11 protein-coding genes are annotated in these 12184 nt (G+C 59.8%); 7 read left to right on the forward strand and 4 right to left on the reverse strand.

What is annotated here, in order from left to right; all coding sequences use genetic code 11:
- Positions 1-11: 11 nt before the first annotated feature.
- Positions 12-1130 carry a M24 family metallopeptidase gene (locus tag BUA15_RS00650; protein WP_072713935.1) on the reverse strand — a complete coding sequence of 373 codons (1119 nt, stop codon included), beginning with the start codon at positions 1128-1130 and terminating at the stop codon, positions 12-14.
- 180 nt (positions 1131-1310) lie between these two features.
- Between BUA15_RS00650 and hemA the strand changes: the two genes are divergently transcribed.
- From hemA to BUA15_RS00670, 4 genes are read left to right on the forward strand one after another with little or no spacing between them, the layout of a single operon-like run.
- A complete protein-coding gene (gene hemA, locus BUA15_RS00655; RefSeq protein WP_072713937.1) occupies positions 1311-2693 on the forward strand; it encodes a glutamyl-tRNA reductase in 1383 nt (460 codons plus the stop codon).
- On the forward strand, positions 2686-3648 hold the full coding sequence (gene hemC / locus BUA15_RS00660; protein ID WP_072713938.1) for a hydroxymethylbilane synthase: 963 nt from the start codon (positions 2686-2688) through the stop codon (positions 3646-3648). Before hemA ends, hemC begins: the two co-directional genes overlap by 8 nt.
- A 4-nt stretch (positions 3649-3652) precedes the next feature.
- Complete coding sequence (locus BUA15_RS00665; protein WP_072713940.1) at positions 3653-4375, forward strand: uroporphyrinogen-III synthase; 723 nt, start codon at positions 3653-3655, stop codon at positions 4373-4375.
- 7 nt (positions 4376-4382) lie between these two features.
- Positions 4383-4805, forward strand: a complete 423-nt coding sequence (locus BUA15_RS00670; RefSeq protein WP_072713941.1) for a secondary thiamine-phosphate synthase enzyme YjbQ — start codon at positions 4383-4385, stop codon at positions 4803-4805.
- A gap of 19 nt (positions 4806-4824) precedes the next feature.
- Here the strand turns inward: BUA15_RS00670 and glgB are convergent, their stop codons facing one another.
- On the reverse strand, positions 4825-6687 hold the full coding sequence (gene glgB, locus BUA15_RS00675; RefSeq protein ID WP_072713944.1) for a 1,4-alpha-glucan branching protein GlgB: 1863 nt from the start codon (positions 6685-6687) through the stop codon (positions 4825-4827).
- Between the two features lie 324 nt (positions 6688-7011).
- Here glgB and glgX point away from each other — a divergent pair, with 324 nt between their 5' ends.
- On the forward strand, positions 7012-9195 hold the full coding sequence (gene glgX / locus BUA15_RS00680; RefSeq protein ID WP_072713946.1) for a glycogen debranching protein GlgX: 2184 nt from the start codon (positions 7012-7014) through the stop codon (positions 9193-9195).
- 23 nt (positions 9196-9218) lie between these two features.
- Positions 9219-9767: an SPOR domain-containing protein gene (locus tag BUA15_RS00685; protein ID WP_072714563.1), complete on the forward strand. Its 549-nt coding sequence runs from the start codon at positions 9219-9221 to the stop codon at positions 9765-9767.
- A gap of 1 nt (position 9768) precedes the next feature.
- On the opposite strand, the gene BUA15_RS00690 is transcribed toward BUA15_RS00685, so the two are convergent.
- A complete protein-coding gene (locus BUA15_RS00690; RefSeq protein WP_072713948.1) occupies positions 9769-10242 on the reverse strand; it encodes a cupin domain-containing protein in 474 nt (157 codons plus the stop codon).
- Positions 10243-10325: 83 nt separating this feature from the next.
- Here BUA15_RS00690 and BUA15_RS00695 point away from each other — a divergent pair, with 83 nt between their 5' ends.
- Positions 10326-10736, forward strand: a complete 411-nt coding sequence (locus BUA15_RS00695) for a hypothetical protein (protein ID WP_072714564.1) — start codon at positions 10326-10328, stop codon at positions 10734-10736.
- Here BUA15_RS00695 and BUA15_RS00700 read toward each other — a convergent pair.
- Positions 10733-12181 (reverse strand): lipopolysaccharide biosynthesis protein, encoded by a 1449-nt coding sequence (locus BUA15_RS00700; RefSeq protein WP_072713950.1) that lies wholly within the window; start codon positions 12179-12181, stop codon positions 10733-10735. The two genes, BUA15_RS00695 and BUA15_RS00700, sit on opposite strands and share 4 nt — an antisense overlap.
- Positions 12182-12184: the final 3 nt, after the last annotated feature.

Consider the following 12184-nt stretch of genomic DNA (forward strand, 5'->3'; position numbering starts at 1 on the left):
CAGGCTCTCTGCTAACCCAACTGGCGCAGCGTGCGTGGATAGTTACTCAGCGTTTCGGCACCGGTCGGGGTAACCAGCACGTTGTCTTCAATGCGGGCTCCTCCTCGCCCTGGCAGGTAAATGCCAGGTTCAATGGTAAAGAGCATCCCGGGGGCCAGCGGTTCACGGTTGTCGTTCCGTATATACGGTGGCTCGTGAATTTCCAGCCCCAGACCATGGCCGGTGCGATGGATGAAATAAGCCCCGTATCCAGCCTGCTCAATCACCTGCCGTGCGGCCTGGTCCACTTCACCGGCCGGCACCCCGGGGCCAACGCGGGCGCGCGCAGCTTCGTTGGCTTCGAGCACAAGCTGCACGATGCGCAGCAGTTCATCGTCCAGTGTTCCGTAGGCAAACATACGCGTCAGATCGGCACAGTAGCCCTCAACCCGAGCGCCCCAGTCGATCAGGATGAGGGCAGGGGGAGTCAGCGGCCGATTGCCGGGAATGGCATGCGGATTGGCGCTTTCCGGACCAAAGGCAACAATAGGGGCGAACGGAAGGTCTGGATCACTACCGGCCCGCAAGAGCTGTAGCGTTAGCTCAGATGCTATCTCACGTTCGGTAACGCCCGGGCGAATCGCAGGAAGCGTGGCTTCAAGCGCCTGCCAGGCTACCTCTAGTGCGTTACGCGTGGCGGCTATTTCGGCGTCGTCTTTCTGACTGCGCAGCCGCATGACCAGCGTTTCGGCCGAGGCAACGCGCAGCTCGGGAGCCGCTGTTTCCAGTAATTGAAGCTCCAGCACCCGAAACCATTGCGGCTCAATGCCAACCTGTGCCTGCGTAAGGCCGCAGCAGCGAAGCGCTTGTGCAACAGCCCGGGGCCATGTGTCCGGGTGCTCTCGGTAGGGAAATGCCTCGCAGACAGTCGGAAGCGTAGCTAGCTTGCCCGCTTCCAGCTCAGGCAATACCAGGGCTGGCTTCCCCGAGGCCGGAAAGATGCCTATAACGGGTCGCTCCGATAAATGAACGGCAAGACCGGTCAGGTAGGTCAGCGTTGGGCTGGCATTCAACACCACTGCGTCCAGCGAAGAATCCTGCAGCAGATGCTGCAGGCGGTGCAGTCGTTTTGTATAGGGAGGATGCGACATCGCTTTCAGGTTCTTTTTGAAACGTTCCGCCGCGCAAAAGATAACGCAGACCAGACAAAAACGGATGGCCCGACGCTTGCCAGTCCAGCTTTCCACAACCTTTTACAGGGTTTCACGAACTCCGGGTATCTTTGTCCGTATTTTTAGGACTCAAAAAGGAGAAATTAGGTGCAGGGCCATATGCGGGGCTTCCACGCGTTCGGGCTGAACCATGAGACGGCGTCGGTGCGTGTCCGGGAAGCGTTTGCCCTGGACCAGGAGGCGAAACGGCGGCTCTATGCTACCTGGCGGGCAGCGCGTGAGGGTGAGCTGATGTTGGTCTCCACCTGCAATCGAACGGAGGCCTATCTCTACGGCACGGACGAAGAGGTGAGGGCGGTGCGTGCCCTTCTCAGTCAGCATGCAGGGCGTCCCTGGCCGGATAAAGAAAGCTTCCATTTTCAAGATGAGGCTGCGCTGCGGCATGTACTGGAAGTAACCTGTGGATTGCGTTCCCAGGTGTTAGGGGATGCCCAGATCTTTAGCCAGATCAAGGAGGATTATCGCCTGGCTGTAGAGGCCGGCAGCGTCGGCACAGCCATGCATCGGTTGCTTCATAGCGCTTTCCGGGCGGCCAAGCGCGTGGCATCGGAAACCACCTTGCACCAGGGAACCACATCGGTTGCGGGGGTAGCGATACAGGCCGCCTGCCAGCACTTTGCCCGTCGTGGGCAGCCGGGTCTGGAAGGCGTGCGCGTGCTGGTAGCAGGGGCAGGGGAAATGGCCCGCCTGGCGCTGGAGGCGCTGCGAGGACTGGCGCCTGCGACGCTGATGCTGACCAATCGCACCCGAAGCCGCGTAGCGGAATTGGCGCAACCGGGTGAGCTGGTTGTGCCCTGGGCGCAGCGGGCGCAGGCGGTGGCGCAATGCGATCTGGTAATTGTGGCAACCAGTGCGCCAGAGCCGGTCCTGACAGCCGATATGATGCCCCCTCGTTGTGGAGAGCATCCGCTGCTCTTGATTGATCTTTCCATTCCTCGAAATGTCGATCCTGCGATCGATCGACTGCCCGGTTATCAGGTGCTGGATCTGGATGCCATTAAAGCACGGCAGGCGGCTGTTGAGGCGCGTCGCCGGCAAGCGGCACAGCAAGCCCGTCAGATCTGCGAAGAGCTTTTGCATGAATTTGTAACCTGGTATTTCCACCAGCAAGCCCTGCAGCCGGTTATTCAGACCATTCGCGATACGTTCGAAGCCATTCGCCAACAGGAGATTGAACGGCATCACCGGCGCTTTTCAGAAATTGACCGAGAAGAGCTGGATCGGCTGACCCGCTCTATTATGCAGAAGTTGCTGGCCATTCCCATTGTGCGCCTCAAAAGCATTGACCCCGATAGCATTGATTTTGTGCGGGGTATTCAACTGCTGGCGCAGCTCTTCAGTCGGCCCAGTTGCGAGGAAGCGCGCGCCGCGCAGCTACCTGAACCCTCGGTGTTGCTGGAACGCGCTCGGGCACAGGAACCCTGCCCTTTTGTTACGTTGCCCGTCACGCGCACGGAACGCTCGGAAGCAAACCATGGCTAGACCAACGTTGACGCTTGGGACGCGCGGAAGCGTTCTGGCACGCCGGCAGGCTGCGTTGATTCGTTCTTTTCTGGAAGCGCAGGGCGTAGCGGTGCAGGTGGAAATCATTCGCACCACAGGAGATCGCTTCCAGGAGGTCCCTCTGGCAAAGATCGGAGCGAAAGGGTTGTTTACAAAGGAGCTGGACCAGGCCTTGCTGGAAGGGCGCATAGACCTTGCTGTGCACTCGCTGAAGGACCTGCCTACCGAAATGCCCGAGGGACTGGTGATCGCAGCGATTCCGGAGCGAGCGTCGCCCTGGGATGCGTTTGTCGCACATCCTGCTTTCTCAGGACGCGTGGAAGATCTTCCCCGGGGGGCTGTGATCGCTACTTCCTCAATACGACGCCAGGCGCAATTGCGGGCCTGGCGCCCAGATCTGCAGGTTGTGCCGGTGCGTGGTAACGTGGATACCCGGTTGCGCAAACTGGAAGCCGAGAAGTGGCACGGGCTTATTCTCGCCGAAGCCGGCCTGCAACGCTTAGGGCTACAGGAACGCATTCGGCAGCGTCTTGCCGCCGATATTCTAATGCCGGCGGTAGGACAGGGAGCCCTCGGCGTGGTCTGCGCGGCCGACAACCAGCAGGTGCGGGCGCTGCTTGAGGCGTTGCATCACGCGCCTACGGCGGCAGCCGTGCGGGCCGAACGGGCATTTCTGCACGCGCTGCAGGGGGGCTGCCAGGTGCCGGTGGCAGCGCTGGGCACGGTGGCGCCTGACGGAACGCTGGTGTTGCGCGGCCGCGTTGTTTCGCTGGACGGGCGTCGGCAGGTGGAGGGCGTGCAACGCGGATCCATGAAGACGCCCGAGGCGGTTGGGGAAGCCCTGGCAAGAAGGTTGCTGGCGCAGGGAGCGCAGCTCATTCTGGAGGAAACACGGGAGGCGTCTGAAGGATACGCCCCCCAGCGACCGAGGTGAAATCATGGCCGGGGAAGTAGTGTACCTGTTCCGAGCAGAAGCAGCTTCCTCGGATCCATTTGCGACGCGGCTTCAAGCAGCGGGCTACCACCCCCTGGTGCTGCCGGTTCTGTCAGTAGTCTGGCGCAACACGGCTCACCTCCAGGCAGCGCTTGCGCACCCGGAAGTATATGGCGGGTTGATTTTTACCAGTCCTCGGGCCGTGGAGGCCGTTCGGCGCCTGGGAACGCCTCCGGCAGCATGGCGCTGGCGACGCGTGTACGTGGTCGGACCGCGTACGGCAGCCGCTGCCCGCGCAATGGGATGGACGCCTCAGGGAGAAGAAGCAGGCTCGGGGCTGGCCCTAGCCCGATTGATTCTGCAGGAGCCCTGGCCGTCGCGGCCCCTGCTGTTTCTGTGCGGCGAGCGACGACGCAGCGAGCTACCGGAGCAGCTTCGCACCGCCGGTTTTCCTCTGGAAGAGCTGGTCGTCTACGAGACGCGGCCTGCGACGCCGGTCTTACCGGCTGGTGCATCGGCACCTGACTGGGTCGTATTTTTTAGCCCCTCTGGATGGGAAGCAGCTCGTAGTCTTCCCATTAAGTGGAAACAGGTGCGTGTGGCGGCCATTGGACCCACCACCGCTGCTGCATTGCAGGAGAAGGGAGTGGCGGTAATGGCGGTAGCCCGAACACCTACCCCGGAAGGGTTGTTGGCAGCAATACAGGAAGCAACCAGCCTATCGTAAGGCAACCATGTGGATGCAGCGCATCATTACCTTGCGGCCGCGCCCGCGCGGTTTTCACCTGATTACCGAAGAGGTACTGGCACAACTGCCGGAGCTGCGCCTGGTGCGGGTAGGGCTCCTGCACGTATTTCTGCAGCACACCTCGGCCAGCCTGACGCTCAACGAAAATGCCAGTCCAGAAGTGCGGGCCGACTTTGAGCGCTATTTCAATCAGGCGGTGCCGGATGGGGCGCCTTACTTTGCGCACACGCTGGAAGGTCCTGATGATATGCCGGCGCACATTAAAGCTTCACTTCTGGGAAGTAGCCTGACCCTGCCTGTTCGGGACGGACGGTTGGCGCTGGGTACCTGGCAGGGGATCTATCTGTGCGAACACCGCAACCACGGAGGAGCCCGCCGGCTGGTTTTGACGCTCTGGGGTGAGCAATGAAGCAGCACTGGAGAAGGAATTAAGATTCGGGCTCCAGGATGAGGATGGCCAGTGGCGGCAGAGTCAGCTCCAGGTGAAAGGGGCGGCCGTGCCAGGATTCAGGCACGGCTTCGACGCGACCGAAGTTGCCCATGCCGCTTCCCCCATACGCAACGGCATCGCTGTTCAGCACTTCTCGCCAGGGGCCACCGATGGGAACGCCCACGCGATAGTGTTCGCGGGGCACCGGGGTAAAGTTCAGCACAAAAAGCAGCAGGCGGTCTGTATGTTTGCGCAGGTAACAGATGACGCTTTGATCGCGATCGTTGAAGTCGATCCATTCGAATCCTTCTGGTCCATCATGCCATAGCGCCGGGTGCGTACGGTAGAGATGGTTCAAGTCGCGCACCCAGGCCTGGATGCCCCGGTGGTATGGCTGGTCCAGTAAGTGCCATTCGAGCTGCGTGTCATGGTTCCACTCGTGGTGCTGGCCGAATTCTCCGCCCATGAAAAGCAATTTTTTGCCCGGGTGGCCCCACATGTGTCCATAGAGCAAGCGTAGATTAGCCGCCTTTTGCCAGTCGTCGCCAGGCATCTTGGTCCATAGCGAGCCCTTGCCATGCACGACTTCATCGTGGGAAAGCGGTAGGATGTAATGCTCTGAAAAGGCATACCACAGGGAGAACGTGAGGGTGTCGTGGTGGTACTTGCGATGCACCGGGTCGCGGCGCATATAGTCCAGCGTGTCATGCATCCATCCCATGTTCCACTTGTAGAGGAAGCCCAGTCCGTTGTTGTAGGTGGGCGCTGACACGCCAGGCCATGCCGTGGATTCCTCGGCGATGGTGATGGCTTCCGGGAAGTGCAAGTAAACAGTTTCGTTGAACTTTTTGATAAAGTCGATGGCCTCCAGGTTTTCTCGACCACCGAAGATGTTGGGCGTCCATTCCTTACGGGAATAGTCCCGGTACAGCATGGAAGCGACGGCATCCACGCGCAGGCCGTCTACGTGGTAATAGTCGAGCCAGAACAGGGCGTTTGAAATCAAAAAATTACGTACCCCTGGCTTGTTGTAGTCGAACACATAGGTTCCCCAGTCGGGGTGGTGGCGCATCCTGGGGTCGTCGTATTCAAACAGCGTGGTGCCGTCGAAGTAAACAAGTCCCTGGGGATCGGCTGCGAAGTGGCTGGGGACCCAGTCAAGGATGACGCCAATGCCGCGTTGGTGCAGGTAGTCGATCAGGTACATGAGGTCCTGAGGTGTGCCGTAGCGAAACGTTGGAGCGTAGTAGCCGACCACCTGGTAGCCCCATGAGCCGTAGTATGGGTGCTCCATGATAGGCAGCAATTCAACGTGCGTAAAGCCCAGGTCCTGCACATAGTCGGCCAGTGGTTCAGCGATTTCTCGATAGGAAAAGGAGACGCCGGGTTGCTTATGGCGCCAGGATCCCAGGTGCACTTCGTAGATGGAAACGGGCTCGTAGAGGCTGGCCGGACCTTTTCGGCGCTGCATCCAGGCGTCATCGTGCCAGGTATAGTCGAGCCGCGTGATGATAGAGGCCAGTCCTTCGATAGGACTTCCAGTAGGGGGCTCCATGGCAAAAGCATAAGGGTCCGTTTTGTCGGCCTGATAAAAGCCATGGCGAATGCGGTACTTGTAGGCATGGCCTGGGAGGGCACCAGGCACGTAGCCAGCCCACAGTCCAGCTCCGTAGCGTTCTAATTGATGGGCTTCGGGATCCCAGTTATTAAATGCTCCCAGCACCGAAACGGCATCCGCGTGGGGAGCCCAGACGCAGAACCAGGTTCCTTCCTCGTCCGGATGGGCACCCAGCTTTCGATAGCTGTCGTAAAACGTGCCGCTTTCCCAGCGTCGAATATCCTCTTCGGTAAGCCAGCTCATAGAAAGAACTTCTGGATGCAGCTCTTTAGTTTGTAAAGCACGCGCCGTATTTTAGGGCGCCTGCGGCAGCTCGGCCCCAAGATACAACGCGCACTCGGGAAAAGGATGCCTGTTTCTTCAGAGTTTGGGCAAAAAGTGACGGGCCGGATGCGTTCAAAGTGGGGGCGGAAGCGGTCTGCAGGCGGCGGCGCATGCTGCCTGAAGGCTTGTGCCCGTCAGGTAAGCCGTACGTACGTTGTCGTAAACCTGCTGAAAAAATAAAGGAGCGCGCGCAATCGGTGTGTCTTTTGTGCAGAATGCAGCAAAGCGAAGGTGCAGCGCATCATGTCCGAAACACAGCAACCGGTTACCTCGGCAGCCGCTGTCTGGCCTGGTCGACCGTACCCGCTAGGTGCTACCTGGGATGGGCTGGGGGTAAACTTTGCGCTTTACAGCCAGCATGCCGAGGCGGTAGAGCTGGTGCTGTTCGATCATCCAGACGACCCCGCGCCTTCGCGCGTAGTCGAAGTTACCGAGCGGACGGGACCTATCTGGCATGTTTATCTGCCGGGTTTGCGCCCCGGTCAGCTCTATGGGTATCGCGTGTATGGCCCGTATCGGCCGGAGGAAGGTCATCGTTTCAATCCAAACAAAGTGTTGTTAGACCCTTATGCTAAGGCCATTGGCCGGCCGCTTCGCTGGCATGATAGCCTTTTTGGCTACAAGATCGGTGACCCTGCCGGTGACCTGTCGTTTTCTGAGGAAGATAGTGCGCCATATGCACCGCTTGGGGCTGTCGTAGAAAGTTGCTTTGAGTGGGGGGATGATCAGCCTCCGCGTATCCCCTGGGAGGACACAATCATCTATGAGACGCACGTCAAGGGCATCACGAAGCTGCATCCAGAAGTTCCGGAACCGCTGCGCGGAACGTATCTGGGGCTGACCTGTGAACCTGTGCTGGAGCACCTGAAACGGCTGGGCGTCACGACGATCCAGTTGTTGCCTGTGCATGCCAAGGTGCACGACCGGCATCTGGTGGAACGCGGGCTGCGTAACTACTGGGGATACAATCCGCTCTGCTATTTTGCCCCAGAGCCGGAGTATGCCACCAATGGGCCTATTTCGGCCGTGCGTGAATTTAAAATGATGGTGCGTGCCCTGCATGCTGCCGGTTTTGAAGTGATCGTTGACGTGGTCTACAACCACACAGGAGAAGGGGGAGTGCTCGGGCCTACCTTGTCGTTTCGCGGCATTGACAACCGGGCCTACTATAAAGCCGATCCCAACAACCCTCGTTTTCTGGTTGACTATACCGGTACCGGTAACACGCTGGACGTGGGCAACCCCTACGTCATTCAGTTGATCATGGACAGCCTGCGTTACTGGGTTACCGAGATGCATGTAGACGGATTCCGGTTCGATCTGGCAGCCGCGCTGGCGCGGGAGCTCTACGATGTGGACATGCTCTCTACGTTTTTTCAGGTGATCCAGCAAGATCCCGTGCTCGGACAGGTTAAGCTGATTGCCGAACCCTGGGACGTAGGTCCCGGCGGCTACCAGGTGGGCAATTTCCCATGGCAATGGACCGAATGGAACGGCCGCTACCGAGATGCGGTGCGTCGTTTCTGGCGGGGCGACCGGGGGCTCAACGGCGAGTTCGCAACGCGCTTTGCAGGCTCCAGCGATCTGTACGAACGCAGCGGACGCCGGCCGTTTGCTTCTATCAATTTCGTCACAGCACATGATGGATTTACGCTGGAAGACCTGGTTAGCTACGAGAAAAAACACAACGAGGTCAACCTGGAGGGCAATCGGGATGGCATGGACGAGAATTACAGTACCAACTGTGGCGTGGAGGGGCCGACGCAGGATCCTTCGGTGCTGGCGCGTCGGGAAGCGCTCAAGCGCAGCTTGATTAGCACGCTTTTTCTCTCGCAGGGGGTTCCCATGCTGCTGGGCGGCGATGAGCTCTCTCGCTCGCAGCACGGCAACAATAACGCCTACTGTCAGGATAACGAAATCAGTTGGTACCACTGGCAGCTCGATGAGCGCAAGCGGCAATTTCTGGAATTTGTCCGCCAGGTGATCTGGTTTCGCAGGCAGCACCGGAGTTTTCGACGGCGGCATTTTCTGACCGGATTGCCCAATGGCGGCGAGGCGCCAGATGCGCTCTGGTGGCATCCCGAAGGACGTCCCATGCAACATGACGACTGGAGCAATCCGGAACTGACCACGTTCGGGCTTCTGCTGCACGGCCATGCAATCCAGGGCACCGATGCACGCGGACGACCGTTTCGGGACGATACGTTCTTGATTCTGTTTAACAATGGAAAAGAGGCCGTGCCAGTTGTGGTACCGGCCATGTGTGCGGGCAGCAAACCGCACCACTGGGAGGTGGTACCTGTCTTCCGTCGCAATCTGGAGACGTCTAGCTGCGCGCCCGGTGAAACGCTCTGGCTGCCGCCTGGCGTGCTAACCGTACTGGTAGCGAAACCTCCGTTTTCTGAGGGAAACCAGGAGCAGGGCTGATGTTTACAGAAGGCATTAAATCTATGGGAACAAGCTGCTGTTTACCCGTGCGCTTTGTCCTCTGGAGTCTGGTGTTGCTACTGGCAGGCTGCGTTGCAACACGGGGCGTTCAGGAACAGACAGGCCCAGCGCCTGAAGAGGCGCCGGTCGACTGGGCGGTTTATGAAGATTTTGATCCAACCATCTACCCGGATCCGCCTCCGCCTCCGCTTGAAGTGCGACATGAGGTTCCTGAAATTCTGATGGAGGGCCGTGCCGGTGTGGGCACGACGCGGATGGTAGCAGGCTACCGCGTACAGATCTTTCTCACCGAAAGCAAGGAGACGGCTGATAGCATCTATGCGGCAGCAGTGGCCTGGTGGCAGCAAATAGCTGCGCAGGGGTTACTTGAGGGCATTCTGGGAGCGCATGCAGATCCCCCCCCGGTCTACATTGTCTACCGGGCTCCTTATTATCGAATTCGACTGGGGAACTTCCGGACGCGTGAGGAAGCTGAGCGCCTGCGTGCGTTGGCCGTGCGGCGCTTTGAAGGAGCGTTTATCACCTCCGATCAAGTGATCGTTGAGCAGTAGCTCAAAGGCGCACGTACGGGCCAATTACTGGGTGCTGGCGAAGCTGGGCCGCCTCTTCAGGGGTAGGCCGGACCGGCCGATCCCGATCCGTCGCCACCAGGCACAGAAAGCCCAGCGCCTCATCGTCAGGGGCCTGAAACTGATGCCAGGTCCATGCGGGCACATGGATTAAGTCGAAGGGCGCTACTTCAAAGACCTGCTCGCCCACAATGGCACGTCCGCGTCCCCGTAAGATCAGCACGGCATGCACGTGAGCATGCCGCTCAAAGGTAGAGTACCCGCCCGGGGCTACCTCAAAGTAGCGCAGTTCGGCAGGCAGACCGCTTTCCGGTCCGAACAGAACCTGGCGTGTAATGTCTCGAAAGTGCGTGCCTTCTGGTTTGTAATGCTTGAGGGGCACCGCGTCCCATCGGAATCCTTTATCGGTCGGGTGAAAGTGCCGGCAGATAGTAAGAAGCGTCTCGACGTCTGCCATGGTTATTCCGGGATTGAAAAATGTCGAGCTGTGGACGATACAGTCGGGGAGCCTGTGTAGTTCCAGGGCTGCTGTTCTACAGCATGAAGTTATCGGCATCTGAAAGCGTTGCGCCTGTTGCGTGGGGGTTTCTGGAAGAGGTTTCAGTGCTGTGCCTGTTGTTTGCGGCGCAGTCCGAGCGACGTACTGATCCAGAAGTCTGGCTGAAACGATTGGCTCCGGAAGCTTCGGCCTCGCATCGAAAAGCGGCCCTTGAGGCGGCACAGACTCTTTTTAGAGCGGGGTGTGGGATGGCGCTGGTGACGTGGGTACTGGAAGATCGGGCGCCGCGTTGGTCGCGCCAGCAGCGACGACACGTTCTGCAGGTGCTGACCGAGTGGGCAGTTGCCTGTGGGGCGCCGCCCCTGCAACTCCGGGTGCTGGTTCAGCTTGAGCAGGTGGAACAGCGGCGTCGCCGTAGGGCCGGTCGTTATGGCGACCGTCCACCTCGTTAAGGGAGGGATTGGACGAGTCGGCGTTCCATCCATGTGCTAAGGCCCAGATAGAGCAGAACGCTGAGCATAGCCCCGCCCAGGTAAAGAGGAGGGCTTAGCCAGGAAGCGGAGAAGTAGAGCAAACCCAGGAGCGGGAGGCTGTAAAGCGTACAGCGTAGCAGGGGGCCGAAGGCATCGCGGAAGGTGACGCCTACCAGTCGGAACAGGACGCTAAGCTGAAAGACGCGTCCCAGGAGGCCGGCCAGTCCAAGGAGTAGCAAGGCTGTTGCTGGCTGGCCTTGCAGCCCGCCAGTAATCAGCGCAATCGTTTGGAGCAGGAAAAGCAAGGCGCTGGTGGCAAAATCGGCGCGCTGGCGTTCCAGTACGTCGAACAGTCGGCTGAGCGGTGAGGCCAGGCTGGCCAGTAGGAGCCATGGAGCAATCCAGGCGGCATATACGCCGGCTGTTCGCCACGGCGCGCCAAAGATGAAAGCAAATAGCTCCGGGCCCAGCAGCATCAGCAGGAGCACAGGATAGAGTCCTATCTGGAGCAGGCGGCTGTAGACGCGTCGGGTCAGCGCGCGCAGCCCCTCGCCATGACGCGCCTCAGCAGCGCGTACAAAAAAAACCTGGCCGGTTGCACTGCCCACCAGTCCCAGGGGAACTGTCAGTACCATGAAGGCGCGTCCAAAGAAGCCCAGCACTTCGGCATCAAAAAAGAGAAGCAGTAGCAGAAAAGGCAGGCGCATGCTCAAGGCGTTGAGCAGGGCGGCTGGCAGGGTAAACAACGGGAAGTGTCGATAGCGTCGTGCCAGGACAGCCAGCGAAGGAGAAGCGGCCGGTGTTGACAGGCGATGCCGCAGGTGCCATCCGTAGAGCAGCAATGTGCTGAGGTGTCCTCCCAGAAATCCACCGATAAGGCCAGCGGTACCTGCCTGCAAGGGAGGAAGGCCGGCAGCCAGCCGCAGCGTGGTAGTGGTTGTGGCGCGCAGCGCTGTTCCGACCGAAAGCGTTCGAAAAGCCTGTTGGCGCGTAAGCCACAGCTCCGCCAGCCGGGTACTTCCCATAAGCAGGAGGGTGGGCGCCAGCCAGGGAAGCCACGGAGCCAGCGTGGTCTCCCCCCTGTGTTGCAGCAACCATTGGGCGGGAAAGCTCAGAAGCAGACAGAGCAGGCTAAGTCCGGCCAGAATGTAGCCTGCCAGCCGCAGTAGGCCGAGAGCTTCTGCGTTGCATCGGGGCAGCAGCAGAGCATCCTCATACCGCAAAGTGCTGCATACGAACAGTAAGCTCACCAGCGCCACGAACGCATCCAGCCCGCCAAACGCTTCCGGCGTATACAGACGCGTCAGCAGCGGCTGGGCCAGGTAGGACAGCGCCAGGGCCAGCGACGATCCTGACAGGAGGGTCAGCACCGGTCCCCGAAAAGACCGGGCGGACGGGGGAGAAGGTGTTGGAGTGGGTTCCATAGC

This window comes from Rhodothermus profundi, from assembly GCF_900142415.1.
GTDB classification, from domain to species: Bacteria; Bacteroidota; Rhodothermia; order Rhodothermales; family Rhodothermaceae; genus Rhodothermus; species Rhodothermus profundi.

Excerpts from the sequence above, each read along its gene's own strand:
- hemC (WP_072713938.1), top strand. The coding sequence starts at position 2,686 with ATGGCTAGACCAACGTTGACGCTTGGGACGCGCGGAAGCGTTCTGGCA.
- BUA15_RS00670 (WP_072713941.1), top strand. The coding sequence starts at position 4,383 with ATGTGGATGCAGCGCATCATTACCTTGCGGCCGCGCCCGCGCGGTTTT.
- glgX (WP_072713946.1), top strand. The coding sequence starts at position 7,012 with ATGTCCGAAACACAGCAACCGGTTACCTCGGCAGCCGCTGTCTGGCCT.
- hemA (WP_072713937.1), top strand. The coding sequence starts at position 1,311 with ATGCGGGGCTTCCACGCGTTCGGGCTGAACCATGAGACGGCGTCGGTG.
- BUA15_RS00685 (WP_072714563.1), top strand. The coding sequence starts at position 9,219 with ATGGGAACAAGCTGCTGTTTACCCGTGCGCTTTGTCCTCTGGAGTCTG.
- BUA15_RS00650 (WP_072713935.1), bottom strand. The coding sequence starts at position 1,130 with ATGTCGCATCCTCCCTATACAAAACGACTGCACCGCCTGCAGCATCTG.
- BUA15_RS00695 (WP_072714564.1), top strand. The coding sequence starts at position 10,326 with ATGAAGTTATCGGCATCTGAAAGCGTTGCGCCTGTTGCGTGGGGGTTT.
- glgB (WP_072713944.1), bottom strand. The coding sequence starts at position 6,687 with ATGAGCTGGCTTACCGAAGAGGATATTCGACGCTGGGAAAGCGGCACG.
- BUA15_RS00665 (WP_072713940.1), top strand. The coding sequence starts at position 3,653 with ATGGCCGGGGAAGTAGTGTACCTGTTCCGAGCAGAAGCAGCTTCCTCG.
- BUA15_RS00700 (WP_072713950.1), bottom strand. The coding sequence starts at position 12,181 with ATGGAACCCACTCCAACACCTTCTCCCCCGTCCGCCCGGTCTTTTCGG.
- BUA15_RS00690 (WP_072713948.1), bottom strand. The coding sequence starts at position 10,242 with ATGGCAGACGTCGAGACGCTTCTTACTATCTGCCGGCACTTTCACCCG.